17 protein-coding genes are annotated in these 19,323 nt (G+C 37.3%); 7 read left to right on the forward strand and 10 right to left on the reverse strand.

The features are described 5' to 3' along the window. Window positions 1-6: 6 nt before the first annotated feature. Window positions 7-1,266, reverse strand: a complete 1,260-nt coding sequence (gene hisD / locus QM481_RS06605; protein WP_283381149.1) for a histidinol dehydrogenase — start codon at window positions 1,264-1,266, stop codon at window positions 7-9. Window positions 1,267-1,373: 107 nt separating this feature from the next. After that, window positions 1,374-2,234 (reverse strand): ATP phosphoribosyltransferase, encoded by an 861-nt coding sequence (gene hisG / locus QM481_RS06610; protein WP_283381150.1) that lies wholly within the window; start codon window positions 2,232-2,234, stop codon window positions 1,374-1,376. A gap of 387 nt (window positions 2,235-2,621) precedes the next feature. Here hisG and QM481_RS06615 point away from each other — a divergent pair, with 387 nt between their 5' ends. The 3 genes from QM481_RS06615 to dacB all read left to right on the forward strand — a co-directional run bounded on the left by QM481_RS06615 (window position 2,622) and on the right by dacB (window position 8,322). Beyond that, complete coding sequence (locus QM481_RS06615; protein ID WP_310589660.1) at window positions 2,622-4,499, forward strand: CocE/NonD family hydrolase; 1,878 nt, start codon at window positions 2,622-2,624, stop codon at window positions 4,497-4,499. A gap of 210 nt (window positions 4,500-4,709) precedes the next feature. Further along, on the forward strand, window positions 4,710-6,596 hold the full coding sequence (locus tag QM481_RS06620; RefSeq protein ID WP_283381151.1) for a CocE/NonD family hydrolase: 1,887 nt from the start codon (window positions 4,710-4,712) through the stop codon (window positions 6,594-6,596). A gap of 247 nt (window positions 6,597-6,843) precedes the next feature. Further along, on the forward strand, window positions 6,844-8,322 hold the full coding sequence (dacB, locus tag QM481_RS06625; protein ID WP_283381152.1) for a D-alanyl-D-alanine carboxypeptidase/D-alanyl-D-alanine endopeptidase: 1,479 nt from the start codon (window positions 6,844-6,846) through the stop codon (window positions 8,320-8,322). Between the two features lie 66 nt (window positions 8,323-8,388). Here dacB and QM481_RS06630 read toward each other — a convergent pair whose 3' ends face one another. The 5 genes from QM481_RS06630 to QM481_RS06650 form a co-directional block, all read right to left on the reverse strand. Further along, a complete protein-coding gene (locus tag QM481_RS06630; RefSeq protein ID WP_283381153.1) occupies window positions 8,389-9,042 on the reverse strand; it encodes a DUF2490 domain-containing protein in 654 nt (217 codons plus the stop codon). Between the two features lie 275 nt (window positions 9,043-9,317). After that, the gene (locus tag QM481_RS06635; RefSeq protein WP_166551526.1) at window positions 9,318-9,935 is read right to left on the reverse strand and encodes a DUF4956 domain-containing protein; all 618 of its coding nucleotides are present in this window, start codon (window positions 9,933-9,935) and stop codon (window positions 9,318-9,320) included. After that, window positions 9,895-10,704, reverse strand: coding sequence for a polyphosphate polymerase domain-containing protein (locus tag QM481_RS06640; RefSeq protein WP_283381154.1), 810 nt, complete (start codon window positions 10,702-10,704; stop codon window positions 9,895-9,897). The genes QM481_RS06635 and QM481_RS06640 overlap by 41 nt, the downstream gene beginning before the upstream one ends. Next, on the reverse strand, window positions 10,694-11,179 hold the full coding sequence (locus QM481_RS06645; protein ID WP_283381155.1) for a hypothetical protein: 486 nt from the start codon (window positions 11,177-11,179) through the stop codon (window positions 10,694-10,696). Before QM481_RS06645 ends, QM481_RS06640 begins: the two co-directional genes overlap by 11 nt. A 471-nt stretch (window positions 11,180-11,650) precedes the next feature. Beyond that, window positions 11,651-13,120, reverse strand: a complete 1,470-nt coding sequence (locus tag QM481_RS06650; RefSeq protein WP_283381156.1) for a CotH kinase family protein — start codon at window positions 13,118-13,120, stop codon at window positions 11,651-11,653. Window positions 13,121-13,404: 284 nt separating this feature from the next. On the opposite strand from QM481_RS06650, the gene QM481_RS06655 reads away from it, so the two are divergent. The 4 genes from QM481_RS06655 (at window position 13,405) to QM481_RS06670 (ending at window position 17,215) form a co-directional block, all read left to right on the forward strand. Next, window positions 13,405-14,493, forward strand: a complete 1,089-nt coding sequence (locus tag QM481_RS06655) for a sensor histidine kinase (protein ID WP_283381157.1) — start codon at window positions 13,405-13,407, stop codon at window positions 14,491-14,493. Window positions 14,494-14,676: 183 nt separating this feature from the next. Then, window positions 14,677-15,426: a LytR/AlgR family response regulator transcription factor gene (locus QM481_RS06660; protein ID WP_166551531.1), complete on the forward strand. Its 750-nt coding sequence runs from the start codon at window positions 14,677-14,679 to the stop codon at window positions 15,424-15,426. A gap of 140 nt (window positions 15,427-15,566) precedes the next feature. Then, the gene (locus QM481_RS06665) at window positions 15,567-16,466 is read left to right on the forward strand and encodes a glycosyltransferase family 2 protein (RefSeq protein ID WP_283381158.1); all 900 of its coding nucleotides are present in this window, start codon (window positions 15,567-15,569) and stop codon (window positions 16,464-16,466) included. Window positions 16,467-16,609: 143 nt separating this feature from the next. Next, entirely contained in the window at window positions 16,610-17,215 is a 606-nt protein-coding gene (locus QM481_RS06670; protein WP_283381159.1) for a YiiX family permuted papain-like enzyme, read from the forward strand. A gap of 63 nt (window positions 17,216-17,278) precedes the next feature. Here the strand turns inward: QM481_RS06670 and QM481_RS06675 are convergent, their stop codons facing one another. The 3 genes from QM481_RS06675 to QM481_RS06685 form a co-directional block, all read right to left on the reverse strand. After that, a complete protein-coding gene (locus QM481_RS06675; RefSeq protein ID WP_283381160.1) occupies window positions 17,279-18,211 on the reverse strand; it encodes an arginase family protein in 933 nt (310 codons plus the stop codon). Between the two features lie 148 nt (window positions 18,212-18,359). Then, on the reverse strand, window positions 18,360-18,587 hold the full coding sequence (locus tag QM481_RS06680; protein WP_166551534.1) for a hypothetical protein: 228 nt from the start codon (window positions 18,585-18,587) through the stop codon (window positions 18,360-18,362). A gap of 157 nt (window positions 18,588-18,744) precedes the next feature. Beyond that, entirely contained in the window at window positions 18,745-19,053 is a 309-nt protein-coding gene (locus QM481_RS06685; RefSeq protein WP_166551535.1) for a winged helix-turn-helix transcriptional regulator, read from the reverse strand. Between the last annotated feature and the right edge of the window lie 270 nt (window positions 19,054-19,323).

Raw genomic sequence — 19,323 nt, forward strand, 5'->3', positions numbered from 1 at the left:
AAAAAATTATGCCAATCTTACACGAACCGCATTGGCATGGGCACGTAAAGATTCGGCTTCGGCCATTTCAATAATGGTATTACCCAACTGTTGAATGCCTTCTTTCGTAATTTTCTGAATCGTTATTTTTTTGACGAAGCTGTCCAAACTTACCCCTGAATAGGCTTTAGCAAAACCGTTGGTTGGCAAAGTATGGTTGGTTCCTGAAGCATAATCTCCTGCTGATTCTGGTGTATAATTTCCTAAGAAAATAGAACCTGCATTAAAGATTTGCTCGGATAATTCTTCTGCATTTTCGACAGACATAATCAAGTGCTCGGCAGCGTACTGGTTGAGCATATCAATCGCAATATCTTGATTTTCAACTAATACTGCTTGGCTGTTTTCTAAAGCTTTAGCTGCAAACTCTGCACGAGGTAATACCGCCAATTGTTTTTCTAATTCTTGGTTTACAGCCTCTATTATTTCCTCTGAAGTGGATACCAACAAAACTTGTGAGTCGATACCATGCTCTGCTTGTGATAATAAATCAGCCGCTACAAAAGCAGGGTTAGCCGAATTGTCAGCCCAAACTGCTACTTCTGAAGGTCCAGCGGGCATATCGATGGCCACACCTTCTTTGTTTACCAACATTTTGGCTGCGGTAACATACTGATTACCTGGTCCAAAAATTTTATAAACCTGAGGAATAGATTCTGTTCCATAAGCCATAGCAGCAACTGCTTGAGCACCTCCAACTCGGAAGATTTTAGAAATACCGCAAAGTTTAGCCGCATACAAAATCGCAGGGTGATCAGAAGGCGTACATAAAACCACTTCCTTGCAACCAGCTATTTGCGCAGGTACACCAAGCATCAACACCGTAGAAAATAATGGTGCTGTTCCCCCTGGAATATATACTCCAACTTTTTCGATACCAACCGACTTGCGCCAACAAGTAACGCCAGTGGTAGTTTCGATTTTTTCAGGAGCTTGTTTCTGTGCTTCGTGGAATTTATAAATATTTTGATACGCTGCATGAATGGCAGTTTTAAGCTCTTCGCTCAATAATCCTGCTGCTGCTTCTACTTTTGAAGCATCCATTTCAAGCGTTTCTAATGTTACTTTATCAAATTGTAATGCCAATTCAAAAAGTGCCTTGTCACCTTCCTTCTTTACTTTTTCAAGAATAGGGATGACTCTTTGTTCAATCACTGACATATCCTGTACTGGGCGAGTAAGAATCGCTTGGTATTCGGATGGTGATGGATATTTTATAATTTTCATGCAAAAGGAATACTTTTTGCATTCAGCCTTTGGCATTCGGCTTGGGAAATTTTGAACCCATTGAGATTATTTTCAAATCTCGAAATGTCATTTGCTGAAAGCAATTATTAAAAAATCATTTTCTCGATTGGCAGTACCAAAATCCCTTCAGCACCTGCATCACGAAGTTTTTCGATATTTTGCCAAAAATCCTGCTCCTCAATTACTGAATGCATCGACACCCAACCTTCGTCTGCTAAGGGCAAAATTGAAGGGGCTTTCATACCTGGAAGCAATTGGCGAATCAAAGCAATATTTTCTTGTTTGGTATTTAGCACAACATATTTGCGGTTTTTAGCACGTTGTACTGAGTCTATTCTAAACAAGATTTGATTAACAATACTTTGCTTTTCAGGAGAAAGGTTTGGATAGCCGATCATAATAGCTTCCGAACGAAAAATAACTTCTACCTCTTTCAATCCATTACTCAACAAAGTACCTCCTGAGCTTACAATATCACAAACAGCATGTGCTAATCCAATACTTGGAGCGATTTCTACTGAACCAGATATTTCATGAATATGGGCAGTTACACCATTATCTTTCAAGAAGTTACCTAAAATCACTGGATAAGAAGTAGCAATACTTTTGCCTTCTAATTCTTTTACGCTGCCATAAGTTTCGCTGCGAGGAATTGCAATTGAAAGACGACATTTTGAGAATCCAAGTAATTTAACTTCGTTTACATGCTTGCTTGTTTCGACATGAACGTTTTGTCCAACAATTCCGATATCCGCTACTCCATCTTCTACATAACCAGGAATATCGTCGTCTCTGAGAAACAAAAATTCTGCGGGAAAGTTTGAAGATGTCGCTTTTAATTTACCAGCACCATTATCAAATTTGATTCCGCACTCCTTGAAAAGATTTAGTGAATCTTCACTAAGGCGACCCGATTTTTGGACCGCAATTCTTAATACTTCGTTCATTTTCAGCATTTGAGGCTGTCCTAATAGATTGTTTTTTGGTACATATGGCGTACTCGGGACAACTTCGGGTGCAAAATTACGGAATCGTACGTAGCTTTCGACCTGTTTTGGATAAATTATGGTAAAAAATATAGATGAGGGATCAGGTATTGAGGGATTAGGCACAAAGTGACTAGTTTATTTTGTCAAGAAATAGACAGACTTCAAAAGTTGAGCATTGCTGATTTCTGTGAATGTTATGGCTTTTTACAGATAGAAAAAATGGTTTTTGACACCTCTCTTGACCATTTACTCACTGTAAGCCTCTATCCTTGTTCAACTTTGTGCCTTTTCTCTTTTTCTCCTAACTTTGAAAAATACTTTGTAACGCTACTTAATGATATGCTTATGAGAAATTCACTTATCTACCTCTTTTGCTTTTTATCTTTTTTTGTAAAAGCACAATCAACCTATCAATACTCTGTTGCTCAAGATTCGGCGTATATTCGAAATAATTACGTCAAATCTGAATTCATGGTCAAAATGCGTGATGGTGTTCAGCTTTTCACACAGGTGTATGCGCCCAAAGACAAATCAAAGCTGCACCCTATTATCATGCAAAGAACACCCTATTCTTGCAATCCTTATGGTACTGACAAATACAAAAAGCGAATAGGACCCAACCCTTTCATGATTCGTGAAAATTATATTGTGGTTTATCAAGATGTACGTGGTCGTTGGGCTTCGGAAGGAAAATTTATTGAAATGACGCCACATCTTGATAAAAAATTGTCAGAGAAAGATATTGATGAGTCCACGGATACGTATGATACCATCGACTGGTTAACCAAAAATATTCCAAACAATAATGGCAAAGTTGGTCAATGGGGTATCTCATACCCAGGCTTTTTTACTTCGGCTGGTTCGGTTTCGCAACATCCTGCCTTAAAGGCCTCCTCTCCACAAGCACCAATGGCAGATTTGTGGCGTGATGATGCCTTCCATTTAGGCGCATTTATGTTGGGAGCTAATTTTGGTTTTTATAACTTTTTCCAAGCTCAAACACAACCGACTAAAAATCGTCCTGCACCCTATTTCTCGTTTGACAGTCCAGATGGTTATGATTTTTACTTGAAAATGGGCCCGACTCGTAATGCAGAAGATCAATATTACAAAAAGCGTAATGAGTACTTTCATGAAAATTTTGACCACCCTAATTTTGATGAGCATTGGCAAAAACGCAATATTTTGCCACATTTACAGAATATCAAGCATGCGGTTCTAGTAGTTGGAGGCTGGTACGATGAGCAAGATTTGTACGGAACATTCAAGACTTATCAAGCCATGGAGAAACAATCTCCTAACAATGATATTCGCTTTGTAGTGGGTCCTTGGGTTCATGGAGGATGGGCTGGTGCTTCAGGACAATCATTGGCCGATGTTGAATTTGGGTCAAAAACGTCTTTGTATTATCAGGAAAAAATTGAAAGCCCTTTCTTCAATCATTACCTCATAGACGAATCTTTACCTTTGAGCTTAGCCGAGGCTACCTTGTTCGAAACAGGTAGTAATCAATGGAAAAGCTTTGATACATATCCTGCAAAAAATGCACAAGAAACAGTCTTGTATTTACAAAATGGCGGAAAATTAGGTTTTACTAAACCTCAAAACGAAAACGGCGTAACTAGCTATATATCTGACCCTAGTCGTCCTGTACCATTTTCTGGAAAAATCAATGATGGCTTTTCTGCTGAATATATGGTGGAAGACCAACGATTTGCCTACCAGCGTCCAGATGTGATTAGTTTTGAAACTGATACACTCAAAGACGATTTGACAATGGTGGGTAATATCCTAGCAAATCTGAAGGTTTCAACATCAGGAACAGATGCCGACTGGGTAGTTAAAGTTATTGACGTATATCCAAACGATACACCTAATGACCCAGCTCATCCTGATGTGGTATATGGTGGTTACCAACAACTGATTCGTAGTGAGATTATTAGAGGAAAATATCGTAACGACTTTACAAAACCAGAAGCATTTGTCCCAGGTAAACCAACGGAAGTAAAATTAGAGCTTCAAGATGTATTGCATACGTTCAAAAAGGGTCATAAAATCATGGTACAAATTCAGAGTTCATGTTTTCCTTGGGCTGATAGAAATCCTCAAAAATTTGTAAATATTTTCGAAGCAAAAGAAAGTGATTATCAAAAAGCCACCCAAAAAGTGTATCACCAAAAAGCTTATCCTTCATTTATAACTTTTGGTGTTTTGAAGAATTAAAAACCTATCTCTGATATGGATTATGCTAAGCGTCACAAGCTTGTATAAACTTCCAATATGGATTTTATACCAAGTTGTGACGCTTTTTTATTTGATTATTAATCTATCATTCATGCTTATTTCAGCTAAAAAACACACTGTATTCTCATGAAAACCGATTCTTTGTTTTAATTTTAACAAAAAACAAATCTGAATCAACACTCCTAAAACATGAAAAAACTCTTCCTTTTATTGAGCTTGTTGGTTGGTATGACTAAAATTTCAGCACAATCATTGTCCGTTGCTCAACAAGACTCGGCTTTTGTGCGTGAAAACTATGTGAAATACCAATACCAAATCTCCATGCGTGATGGCGTTAAGCTTTTCACCAATGTATATGTTCCCAAAGATGCTTCGGCAAACAATAAGTATCCTATCGTCATGCAACGTACTTGTTATGATGTAGCTCCTTACGGCAAAGATGACTATCCACAAATGCTATATTATTCTCGCCACATGATGCGTGAAAAATTCATTTTTGTAGAGCAAGATGTACGTGGTCGTTGGATGTCAGAGGGGACTTGGACAAATATGACACCTCATATTGCCAACAAAAAAGCCAAAACAGACGTAGATGAAGCTTCGGATACCTATGATACGATTGATTGGTTGGTCAAGAATATTCCTAACAACAATGGTCGTGTAGGGCAATATGGTATCTCCTACCCAGGTTTTTACACTATTGCAGGTGCTCTTTGTGGTCACCCAGCGCTTAAGGCTTCTTCACCACAAGCGCCAGTTTCAGATTTCTTCTTTGATGATTTCCATCACAACGGGGCATTTACGATTGGTTATGGATTGACGTTTCCTGTGTTTGGTGTTCAGCATCCAAAACCAACCACCGAATCTTGGTACGATAATTTGTTTCCAAAAAGAAATACACAGGACGGATTTGACTGGTATAAAACGCAAACTCCTTTAAAAAATCTTGGGGCAAATTACAAGGATAACTTTTTCTGGCAAGAGCACGTAGACCATCCAAACTATGATGAGTTTTGGCAAAAGCGTAGTATCATTCCTCATTTGAAAAACATCAAAAACGCTCCTGCGATCATGGTTGTTGGTGGCTGGTATGATGCTGAGGATTTGTACGGACCTTTGACAATTTATAAAAACGTAGAAAAAAACAACCAGAATATCTACAATACCATCGTAATGGGTCCATTTGGTCATGGTGATTGGGCTAGAGAAAGAGGTCATCACATGCACTCAAATGTATATTTTGGGGATAGCGTAGCTACATTTTTCCAAAGAAATATTGAGTTGAAATTCTTCAAGCATTTCTTGAAAGGTGCTGGCGATGGTAAATCAGATTTGCCAGAAGCGTATTTGTTCGACACGGGTAAAAAACAATGGCAAGAGTTTAAAGAATGGCCTGTAAAAACAGCTCAGAAAGTGAATTTCTACTTGAGTAATTCTGGAAAACTGACTGACAAAATCACTTCAGACGGATATTCTGAATTTGTGTCTGACCCAAATAAACCTGTGCCATACACCGAAGACAACAAGCAACTTTTTGGTTTTACCCCGCGTGCGTACATGAGCGAAGATCAACGTTTTGCAGGTCGTAGAACAGACGTATTGACTTTTGAAACAGATATTTTGACCGAAGATGTTACATTAGGTGGCGAGATTTTAGCAAAACTCAAGGTAGCTACCACTGGCACGGATGCTGACTGGTTTGTAAAATTGGTAGATGTATATCCTGGCGATGAGCAGAATACGCCATTTACTCCTAAACATATTACTCTGGCAGGTTACCAACAAATGGTGAGAAGTGAGATTATGCGTAGCCGTTTCAGAAATAGTTTCTCAAAACCAGAGCCATTAGTTCCTAACCAAATTACTGATGTGACTTTCCGTTTGCAAGATGTATTGCATACTTTCAAAAAAGGTCATAAAATCATGATTCAGGTACAATCTACAGTTTTCCCTTTGTTTGATATTAATCCTCAAAAATTCGTTGACAATATCTACAAAGCAGATGCTTCAGATTTTATCAAAGCTACTCACAAAGTGTACAACAGCAGTGCGATAGAAGTTGAGATACTGAAGTAATAATGTTGAATTTTGAATTAGTGGGCTTAAAGTATTATGTGAAGCCATCTATTTCAGATAGCGGATTGGGGATTGCGGAAGTGTACCATATTTTTTTGAATCCTATTTTGTATTTAATAAAGGCATATTTCCGAAATCGGAAATCCCCAATCCACAATTGTATCATAGCTCTCAATTTAGCATTTATTTTTACAGAGGAGACTCCACTCTCCTCTGTGATTACTAGAACCACCCTTACCCTTGATTTATGAAACTATTTGCCTTACTACTAACCCATTGGTTATTTTCCTTACAAAGCTCTGATAGTCTAACGCTCAAATGGCAAACCCAAGTCAATCGCAGATTGGATAGTTTGAGTAACTCCCCTTTTTTACAGACAGGTATGGTTGGAATGAGCGTAAAATCTGCTAAAACGGGGAAAAACGTTATTTCTTTTCAAGCTAAAAAAAGCCTTGCTCCTGCCTCCACGATGAAGTTGCTTTCTACAGCAACTGCCTTAATGACTTTGGGTGATTCTTTTATGTACCAAACCACCTTGGAATATAGTGGAAGTATTGTCGACAGCGTACTGAATGGCAACGTCTACATCAAAGGCAATGGCGACCCCTCGCTGGGTAGTTGGAGATTCAAAAATCAGCCAGATTACAAACAATTGTTGGATGCTTGGGCGAGTAAAGTAAAAGCATTGGGTATCAAAAAAATCAATGGCAGAATCATGGGGGATGCGAGTTTCTTTAACGCAAACGTGATTCCTAGCACTTGGATTTGGGGCGATATGGGCAATTATTATGGTGCGGGCTGTTATGGATTGAATATCAATGAAAATCTATTTTGGGTGACCTTTCAACCAAAAGGTTATATGGAATCGGCAGGATTTGTCAAAACTGCCCCTGATTTACCTTATTTAACCAAAATCAACAAAGTCCTAACTGATCGAGCTGGTACGGGCGATCAAGTCATGATTTATTCTACGCCCTATCAAGATGCGGTATTAATGGAAGGTTTTGTGCCTCAAGGCAGCAGTTTTTCAGTTAAAGGATCTATTCCTGACCCTGCCTTTTACATGGCTTTTGCATTGGGCAAAAAATGTGAGGAGTTGGGTATTCAAATTCAGGAAGGACCAACCTCTACGTTGGAATTAGACAAACGCTATTTAACACATAGCAAACCCAATGGTACGATGACTATTGCTACACAAAACTCTCCTAGTTTGAAAGAATTAGTGAAAGCTTGTAATTATCAAAGCATCAACCTGTATGCGGAGGCTTTTTTGAAAACGCCTTCTGTTCTGCTCAATATGGGAAATGGCACGAGCGATGCTGTAAAAGGTTTTGAGCAAATTTGGAGAGCCAAAGGGCTCAATATGCAAGGATTGAAAATGAAAGATGGAAGTGGCTTATCTCCTAGCAATGCCGTTACTACCGATATTATGACCGATGTCTTGTCGATTATGACTACCGAAAAAAGCTTCAATTCTTATTATGAGTCTATTCCAGTAGTTGGGGTATCAGGCACAGTGGCCAACCTTGCCAAGAAAAGTAAAGCTGCTGGAAATATCCATGCCAAAAGTGGTTCTATTGAAGGCGTAAGAGCGTATGGAGGCTATTTTACGGCTTCTAATGGTGAGTTGTACTGTTTTTCTATCATCTTTAATAAATATGATTCTAACTATGGAAACGCTACCAAGGAGCTAGAAAAACTCATGATCATGTTGACCGACCTATAAAAGAAAAAGTTTGTGCCAGAGACATTGCTCGCACAAACTTTTTGCTAATCACGTATAGTCCGTTTACTACAATTTTAACTTGTAAGTTAACCCAATGGTATAAACATCGAGGTCGGTAGGCACGAGAGCATAATCTCTAAAAAATGTGAGTCCCACACTATTGCGTTTGTTTACGGTATAATCAACGCCTGCCTTATATCTTATTTGGTCGAAGTCCTCTCCAATTTTGTAAAAAAAGTCTGCCGAAATAGACGGCGTAAATCTTGTTTTATTTGGATAGGCTAACTCAATTTTATTTCTTAAATAACTCTTTGTTTCTTCCAACCCTGTATCTGTATCCTTAAATTGGTCTTGATAACGAAGTCGGTAACTCAATTTAAAAATGGAGATTTTTCTATCATAATCAATATTGGCATAAAACCGATGAAAAGGTTTATAGATATAGGCATCTTCGCTTTTATCCCATTTTTGTCTTTTCGAAAATCGATAATAAGCCGAAACCTCCCAGTGTTTATTGATTTTATATCCTAATCCAAACTCTCCTACGTAAGAACCAACCGCTGTAAAATTATCCGTTGTTCGAACCTGCAAATTGGCATTGAGACTAATATGTTTATTTAGCTTTTTCTCTAACGACACTCCAGTCCACGAACGAATATCTGTTTCCTGCCCCAACATCTTTCCAGATATAAGAAGCAAGAGTAAAAGGATTTTTTTCATATTAAACTTATATGTGGTTGGCTGATTAGGTAATAATACTGAATTATGAGTTGTGAATTGTGAATGTAAATTTTCTGCTATTAGGAATTTATATTCAACATCGATAAAATCTTATTCTGCATGTTTGTTTACCTATTTTTGAATAATTAACAATGAAATACCAATGATTTGCCCTGTATTTTGAAGCTTAATTAGTAAACAAAGGTATTTTTCAATATTTCCGAAATCAGAAATCCCAAATCCGCAATAGCTCGAAATCCGTTGTTCAGTCCTCACTAATGATAAAAAATGGTCATTCTGGTAGCATCTTTCAGAAAGTCTATTTCATGGATTTCGACTCTATGAACGGCTAAGCCTGTACGTGTTCTTAAATCTTGCAAAAGTTCTTCCTGTTTATCAGGGGTAATCAACTCAATACGCTCATACATAACGACCTTCGAGTATTCCTTTCGCATGATTAAGCCACTTTCGAGCAACCATGTAACAAACAAAATCAATCCATTCAATACTGATAATTCATCCCAACCACCTTTGCTCACTGCCGAAATCAACCCTATGGCTATCACCATAAACAAATAGGTCATATCCTTCGCTGAAATACCCTCGGTACGATAACGTAGCATCGAAAACACCGCAAACAACCCAAAAGCCGCTCCCATCGACATTACCACTTTATTGAGCATATAGGTCAATAAAAAAATGATAATATTGAATACAAAAAAGGTTAAAAACAGATCTGCACGGCGATAATTTTTATAATAAATCAACCTAATTAATACCAAAACAGAGAGTAAATCTATTCCCATTCGGATAAAGAACTTGGCTGGTAATTTGTCTATCCACTGAAAACTCTCAGTAACTTGTGGTGAGGTTAGTTGTTGCAAGATGGTCATGGTGCGCCAATATTTTTGAAACTCTTCTTAAATGTTTTTTAAACTTGTTTTGCTTGATTTGGTGGTATAAACTGATGATTCCAAAACAATATTTGCTGATTCCTCCTTGCTTGAGTCGATACTTGCGCATGAGGTCAATAAAAGGAGATTGTCCCAATTTTTCTTGTTTTACCTCCGCAATTACCATCGCTGCATATACCTTTTGCTGCTCTTCAAATTCAAATGTTAGATTTAAGTCAATTGTCAATCGTTCTGGACCGACTTTACTTACCAGAGTAATACGTTGATAATTGACCCAAAGAATGCCTTTTAAAGACTCTGGGATTATATTTTGCGTAGTTTTTTGTAAAAAATCTGCACTACTCTCTTCCAAAAAATCTGTAATTTCAGGTTGTCTTATTCGCGTTTTTTTGGTTCTACCTTTATTGTTTTTATGCTTTATTTCAAAAAACGACAAACTCGATTCCACATAATTACGAGCCCGAACCTTGTAGCGATTCAACAAACCATTTTGATGAGCCTTGTAAAGCGCCAAATCATCTGTGTCATAATACAAGGTTTTGTAGTTACAGAGACGATGATCTTCTATCTCCAAAATCTTGTAATAAGGCTGTGCTTCTCGAAGAATATCAGACAATAAAGCCAAGGGAATCAAATATTTTACATCCATACGATCCATCAGTTTTACCCCGTCCATTTGGGCTAAGGTAATTGGCTCAAACAAGCTTGCTTGGATTTGAACATCCTGCATGAAAGTATCAGAAACCATACGAATACTTTTTGATTTGAATTAATTTACCCTTCGCATCATAAGTCTTCTTTTCAGTCTTCAGTCCGTTGCCATTGATGATATATACAGACCTGCTATCCAATTCATTTCGCTCATTGTAGTGAAGTACTTCTGATTTTTCTTTGAAAGAATCATATTTGTACACCTCTCGTTCCACTTGATGATTGTTGGCATCGACGATAATCTCCTCTACTTTATCGTCAAACTCATTGTATCTTGAAAGCACTTTGCGCTTGAGCTTTCCTGTTTTATCATATTCTATCTCCTCTAATACTTCACCTTGTTTATTAAATTTTTTATAACTGTCGTTACGAGTAATTTCCTTGCCTCCTACATAATCTGTGATTTGTTCAGTGACAGTTTTAATCTTATTCTTCTTAACCTCTTTTTTGCTTTGAGCAAAAGTAGAAGCAGTCAAAACGGAAAGAAATACGACAATGGTGAATTGCTTCATTGTATAAAATTTAGAGATTTTATATTGGTACATAAAAGATTTTACAATAATATTCGTTGTACTAGGTTTCTCTTTTATCTATCATGACTGACTATTCTAAGAAACTGTTGCCTGCTTATTAAAAAAGATTCTAAATAATATCTATTTTTCTCAAACTATTCTGAGTATAACCAAGGCACTTTATTCAAATATACACAATCTCCGTTGACTATTTACGAACTTCGTTTTCGTTGAAAATACTAGCGTCCATCGAAATCCTTCACAAATCACGGAAGAAATTTTGAGACCACGACTATGATAATGTTAGTGTGTAGAAATTGCCTTTTTATCTGTCGACTTTAACATTTCTTAACAAGAATTTTATGCAAAAAATGGCGTTTTTTAGTCCAAAAACGCCACTCGTCTACATAAATCCTATAAGTTTCGACAATTGGTAACATCCGTAAAATTTATCAAGTCTTTAGACAAACGTTATTTCCCAGAAGGCTTTTCTGCCAAAAATTGGTCTATTTCAGTTGCTCTTTTACCAATTTGCTTTTGCAAACTCTGGATTCCTTCTTCAAAGCTTTTCTCATTTGTCAAGTGCGAATAAGGCGCTTTCTCTTTACTAGCAGCCTGTTTTATCAAAAGAGCATACTCTGCAATTTGCTTAGTCAGTTTTGTAGCTTGCCAATCGTTTTTTCTGAAAGCAGCTATTTCTTTCAAATATTTAGCATAATACACAGGGTCCTGAGCGATGTAGGTAATCAAAACAAAATGTTTGGGGCAATCCTTCAACGATAAAGACAAACCTCTATTAGGCATTCTGAAATTTTTAGGAGGCTCTGGCATACCTTCAGGTATAGGAAAATTGGGCTTGTCGTTGGTCGAAATTGCTTCATTGTTATCCCAAGGAATCCAGACCAAACCACGATTGGGTGCGTTGTACAAATAAAAATTATGAGCCATTGCACCATAGGTATCCCAATTAGTCATAGCGGTATTGATAGCCAACCATTTGATAAAGTGATTAATGTCAAAAGTCTTTTCAAGATTTGTACGCCACAGGGCAGGTGCCTTGATTCTGCTTGAGTCGTTGAGCGCCGATACAAATGCCTGAACATCTTGGAATTTCTTCTCTTTTTTAAAGTTCTTTTTCTCGAATTCTTTCTCCCTGAATCGCTGAAAGGTTGATTCGGGTTTATAAATATTGCCTGTTGAGCTACCAAATTGTGACTGAATCATTGTATCGTCAATCACCTCTACCATGGTGTACACCCCTGCATATTGTACGCCATCACCATAGTCAAGATATACCTCATAAAAAGCCGTCTGAGCCGTTGGGATACCCGCTTGTCGGTAAATGTCGCTTGCTAGTTTTTCACGAATCAAAGAATTGTCATGAAATGCGGGAGACATTGACAGTTCATGAAAACCATACAAATCTGATTTTTCATATTTATCAAAATCTAACCTAAAGGGCATTTTATATACTCCTGCTCCCCACGAGCTCATTAAGCTCGAATTACCTTTGAGTCTGAAACCTATATTATGCCATTTTTTTCCCTCAAATTCCACTTGGCAAGCAACGTAACGAGGCTCTTCGGATGTCCCCATAGGTTGAGGCATCATTTCGCCATCACCTCCACGCTGTGGTGGAAATCCTTCTGGTCGTTTGCCATCTTGTGACATCGGTGGAAAACCCTGCTGATTAGGACGTTCACCATTGGGTGGTCCCATACGAGGAAATGGAGATTTGCCAAAATCGGTTTTGAACTTTTCCTTCATGTCTATTTTGATACTATCCCAATCTGCTTTCGAAATAGAAATAGTGATTTTGTTCAATCGGTTTTGTGGAAAAACCTTGGCGTAATCTGGTGTAGAAGAAACTTGTGCCTCTCCCCATGAAAAGTTGCCCAATACGATCAAAGACAACAACACACCTACAAGTGTTCTTTTCATAATTTATTCAAATTGAAATGTTTAGATAATCAGTTTTTCCTCTGTTAGCATAACTAGACATAGCTACAACAAAGCCATAAACAACTGTTTTTCAAAACTATACAAATATTCTGTGAATAAATTTATAAGGTAATGGATGATAGATATAGAATGTTTATTTGTAGAAAAGTCTAATGCTCGAGCGTTTATCTACACAAAGGCATTCTTGATAGACAGTTGGCGTGGTTTTGGAATTTTCTTACGTTAGTTCAACACTTTGTTATAATAGCACATACTTGAAAAGCATGAAAGTATTCGAAAAATATCAGTTAGTATTTCACATTGTTGGTTGGTCGTTGGTATTCTTTTTACCAGTGCTTATGATGCCCAATAGTTTTTATAATCGACCTGAATTTAGCCGATTTTTTACCGTCCAGTGTTTTAATAATTTGGCATTGATGGCGGCATTTTATATCAATTTACTGGTACTTGTTCCAAAGTTTTTGATGAAAAAAAGGGGCGATATATTCTCTCTTTATATCATTCTGGGATTTGTAATCATATTGGCTTTGCATTGGATATGGTCGCATTATTTTCTCAAAATGCACGGCTTTGATATGGGTATGCCCAAGATGCCTCCGCCATCGGAATGGAAAAACAGGCCTAATAATATGCCTCGTCCACCGAGGATGTTCTTGCCATTTCCGCAATTGATGAATGCCACCTTGACCTATTTTTTCTCGATTATTTTCAGTACTTCGTTGGCATTATGGCAAGAACGTTTGCGAAACCACGACTTACAACAGCAAATTTTATTAGAAAAAGTTGCTGCCGAATTAGCAGTCTTAAAACTTCAGGTGAGTCCACATTTTTTGTTTAATACGCTTAATAATATTCGTTGGTTGGCGCGCAAAAAATCTGAAAATACAGAAGATGCTATTGTAAAACTTTCACAACTTTTAAGATACATGTTGTATCAGTCTGAGAGTGACAAAGTGCCTCTAACTCAGGAGCTAGACTATCTCCAAAATTATATTGAATTACAGAAAATGCGTATCTCGGGTAAAAACTCAGCCGAGTTTTCGTACGAAGGACCTATACATTTGTATTCTATAGAACCACTGCTATTTATACCGTTGGTCGAAAATGCTTTCAAATACGGACTGCACAGTATAGAAGAATCACATATTTTGATTAAACTTTCTGTAGAAAATGACACTCTAAGATTTATTACCGAAAACCGCAATTTTGACCATAATTTTAAGGAAGAAGACAAGACGGGTATAGGTTTGCAGAATGTAAAAAAACGCTTGGCTTTACATTATCCTGAAAAACATGAGTTAAAAATAACAGAAAACGGTCTTTTCATCGTTGAAGTATATATACAGTTATAATTATCCTCAACCCGAGTGATTCCCAAAACGAAGCGATTTAGTTTGCTTTTTAACCAATAATTAAACACGACTACCTACCAAGATAAGGTTATCTTCGGCACTCTCTCCTATTTGTAATCTAATATACGAATCCCTTTATTCTTATTTGTAATCGCTCAAAATCCATCAACCTTTATGAATTTTATGAAGCCATCAACTCAATCTGACTATCCCACTAAACTGAAATGTATCGCAGTAGATGACGAGCCATTTGCATTAGAAATGATTGCCGACGATATTCAAAAAGTCCCTTATTTGGAGCTTGTGAATACTTTCTCTAGTCCATTTGAGGCTTGGGAATTGATTAATTCGGGGCAAATAGATTTGGTATTTTTAGATATTCAAATGCCTACACTAACGGGTACGCAATTTTTACGAAGCTTGATTCAGCCTCCCATGGTCATTTTTACCACGGCATATCAGCAATATGCCATGGAAGGATATGACCTTAATGTGATTGATTATTTGCTCAAACCAATTCCGTTTGACAGATTTTTGCGAGCCACCAACAAAGCGTATGAACTATACACGTTACGTCACAAAGAAGTCGCCGAAACTACTGCTCCTGAAGTAGACTATGTCGTAATTAATGCTGATTATAAGAAGATTAAGCTATTTTACCAAGATATTTTATTCGTAGAAGGACTTAAAGACTATGTAAAAATCTTTACGGTAAATGACAACAAACCTATCCTTACTCGTTCAAACTTGAAGGCTATGGAAGGAAAGCTTCCTGCTCAATTTTTTTGTAGAGTACACAATTCATACATTGTTTCTTTACAAAAAATTACAGCTTTCCAAAAATCTAAAATAGAGATTGGTCGTGTGGAAGTTCCAGTAGGAAGTAGGTTTTTACCCGCATTTGAAGAAATTTATCAGGGACAACTTCGATAGTTTGATACTCATTTTTAATGAGTTGGTCGATAAATCCAGATAATTCGTCACAAAGTGAAGATATTCAGACAACGTTCTAGGTAGGTTTTGTGTCTAAGTTTTTGAGTAATCAAAGTTTTACCGCCCAACTCCTAATTGTCATGAGCTTTATCAATACCTTACAAGAAAGAAACCACCCCGAAGTGGACACCAAGAAGCAGTTCTCTATTTTAGTTCCTTCTTGGAACAACTTACCTTATTTAAAGCTTTGTATTGAAAGTATCAGAAAAAACTCGCTGTTCAATCACCAAATCATCGTTCACGTCAATGAAGGCAAGGACGGAACGTTGGACTGGGTTCGTGAACAATCAGACATTGACTATACTTACAGTGCAAATAATATAGGTATTTGTTACGCTCTGAACTATGCTGCCCAACAGGCAACCACCGATTATATATTATACATGAACGACGATATGTATGTGTGTCCAGACTGGGATAAAGCGATTTCGGAAGAAATCAAAGCCATCGGACACCCCTATTTTTTCTTGTCGGCAACCATGATTGAGCCTTACAATACCAATAACAATTGTGTGATTCATCATGATTATGGGACAGATTTAAAGTCGTTTAATGAAGCAAAACTTTTAAAAGAGTACCAAACTTTCAAAAAGCCTGATTGGACTGGTGCTACTTGGCCTCCCAATATTGTACACCGTGACATTTGGAATGCAGTTGGCGGATACAGCGTTGAGTTTCATCCTGGTATGTATTCTGATCCTGATTTTTCGATGAAGCTCTGGAAAATGGGCATTCGATTATTCAAGGGCGTTGGCGAAAGTAAAGTATATCATTTCTCTGGTCGCTCGACAGGACGAGTAAAGAAAAACAAAGGGTATTTTACTTTTATCCAAAAATGGGGAATGACATCGGGATATGTTATGACGCATTTTTTACATAAAGGAGAAGAATTTCACGGCATGCTCACCGAACCAGTCGATAATGCTGCCGCAAAGGTTAAGAACTTATTCAAGCGTGTTTCTGCAAGTTTGCATGCTTAATGGTATGTAAAGGTTCATTATAAGAATAGAATATCAAAAGTCTTTTGCTGTCAACAAAAGACTTTTACCTATGTTACGTTATATAACAAAGCCGAGTAATGTAAGTTCCTCGGCTTTTTGTATTTATTTAACCTCCATCTACTATGAAATCAATCTTATGCTGCGCCCTATTTTTTGTATTGGAAAGCTGTCATTCCTCTACAAAAGCCTATAAAAATGGGGATATTATTTTTCAAATTTCTCTTTCGGCTCAAAGCAAAGCTATTCAGCTAGCTACCCAATCACAGTATTCGCATTGTGGTATTATTTATCAAAAAGGCAAAGAGTATTTTGTATTTGAAGTGGTACAACCTGTCAAGCTTACTCCTCTCAAAGAATGGATTGCAAGAGGAAAGAACCAACACTATGTGATTAAAAGACTCAAAAATGCACAAAGCATTCTTACGCCAAAAGTATTAGTCTCAATGCAAAAAGAGGGTGAAAAACTTCGAGGTAAAAAGTATGATATTTACTTTGGATGGGACGATCAGCGTATTTACTGCTCCGAACTTGTTTGGAAAATATATAAGCGAGGCGCCAATATCGAAATTGGAAAACTTCAAAGATTAAGGGATTTTGACATAGATCATAAAGTTGTCAGAAAAAAATTGAAAGAAAGGTATGGAGATCGAATCCTTTTGAGCGAAAAAGTTATTTCTCCAGCGAGCATTTTTGAAGATTCACAGCTTATTGAGGTAGAACGAAATTAAAAATAGGTGTAGGGTCCAAGTTAACTAATAGTATAGTAGAGAAGTTTAGAGGTTAAACTAAGGTCAAAATCTCATTATTTCATCGTGGTCTTTTACCTCTCTGAAAATGGGACTTAAGATTTTTACAAGATTATCAATCAGTCTTTGGGCATATATGCCATAAGGGTCAAGGGTTGGGTCTAATATGGTCAGTTGTATGCCTGCTACCTTCGGATGCGCCATCAAGGGTATCAAAAGTTCTCGAAGCTCATCGTATGACATTCCTCCCTGTTGGGGACTATCTACAGCTGGCATTACTTTATGATCTAATACATCGACATCGAGATGAATCCAGAAACCATCCCATTTTTTTGCTTCTATATGCATAAAAAATAGAGATAGTAGGGTATCTATTCCCATCTCACGGAGGTGTGACAACGGCACATATTCAATCTGCGAAGATTGTATGAGACCCACGTATTCGGGGTCCCAATACCTATTACCTATACACCAAACATTTTCTTCTTCAAAATAGGGCTCTAGCTGATGAATATTGGTTAGCTTATGATGACCATGTCCCGTCACAATGGCCAAGTCCATCCCAGCAGCACCGCCAGTTTGGGACATAGAGGGCAACACAAAATCTGTATGACCATCCAGATACATCAAACCATAATTACCTAATTCTTTCAATGCCAAGGCATTGCCTATCAAAATACTACAATCACCTCCAATTACAACAGGAAATGAATCTGTTGCCAAGACTCTTTTAAGTTCCTGCGCTTGTGCTTTGGCATACTCAACTATCTTGTAGGCATTGAGCACACCCGAAGCTTCATCAAGCTGCGAGCTATATGGAGGAGCTGCCAAATGGATTATCTGAGCAGGGTTCAGTTTATCGTACAAACCATGCTTTTTCAAATGCTGAGGCAGTCTACTTACACCTGGCTCTTTTCCTTGGGCAGACTCTTTCAAACCCAAATTAGAGGGTGATTCAATGATAATAAGGGGTTTCATAAGCCTTATATCGTTTTATATGGAACAAAGTAATCAAATCTGTTGAGCTTTGAACAGAACAATAGTAGCAAACCGACCTTAAGTAAAACCTTAACACAGCACTGAGACTGTTATCGGCGAAATCAAATTATTGTTAGTCAAATAATCACTATTCAATCCATTCACAGAAATAGCCCCAAGAATGTAAATGCTTGGGTATGGCTTCTATTTCTAGATGAGGACTATCAACTCTCAAAATCCTATCACAATCCTCTAAATCGAAATTGAACTTATCATTCGGAAATACTTCATGCAAAAGCTGAAGCAATTTGGCGGCGGTCTTCGGACAACTAACCTCTGTCCGAAATATTTCTACTTGGTTTAGAGCAGTCGACATAATCACGTTTTTTATTTTTTACGTAAAAATATAGACAAATAAATTATTTTGCGAGGTTATTTATGACAAAAGTAATGGTTTTTTACGACAATCAAACAATTTGAATACTTTTTTTATTCAAAAACTAAAAATATTTATCTGCAAATAGTAGGCAAGGCTATTTTACGATTCCTTCGAGTTGCTGGAAGATGGGTACGAGGGATTGTCCTCTTTCGGAAAGATTGTATTCGATATGGAGTGGCTTTTCGCTGATGATAACTTTGTGTAGGATACCTTCAGATTCTAATTCTTTGAGGGCAGTTGCTAACGATTGCTTGTTGGCACCTTCTATTTCTCTCAATAATGTATTGAAACGAATAGGACCATTGACCGCAAAACGGAAAATTTGAGGCTTCCATTTTCCTGACAATGTCTTTAATAATCCTTCGGCAGGACAAGTGTTTTCGGCTTGGTTTTTGGTAGTCATGTTTTTTTGACCTCTTGTTTATAAAAAAATTGGTGCCCAAATTTACTGATAATTACTCGTAGGAGTATATGATATTTGTTAATAAACAAAATGGTAACTAGTGTTGGGTGTAGTTTATTGTTCTAATAAGTAGAATGTTGTAATGAGTCATAACGAGTTTTTTTGCAAAAATAATAACGACCAAACTTCAAAAATTTCGTGTATTTAATACTAAAAGCAATATCCTAAGCTAAAAACCAATTTCTTTTTGTAGTACAATTTTACCCTATT

Origin of the sequence: Flectobacillus rivi (assembly GCF_030056655.1) — a bacterium.
Taxonomy (GTDB): Bacteria; Bacteroidota; Bacteroidia; order Cytophagales; family Spirosomataceae; genus Flectobacillus; species Flectobacillus rivi.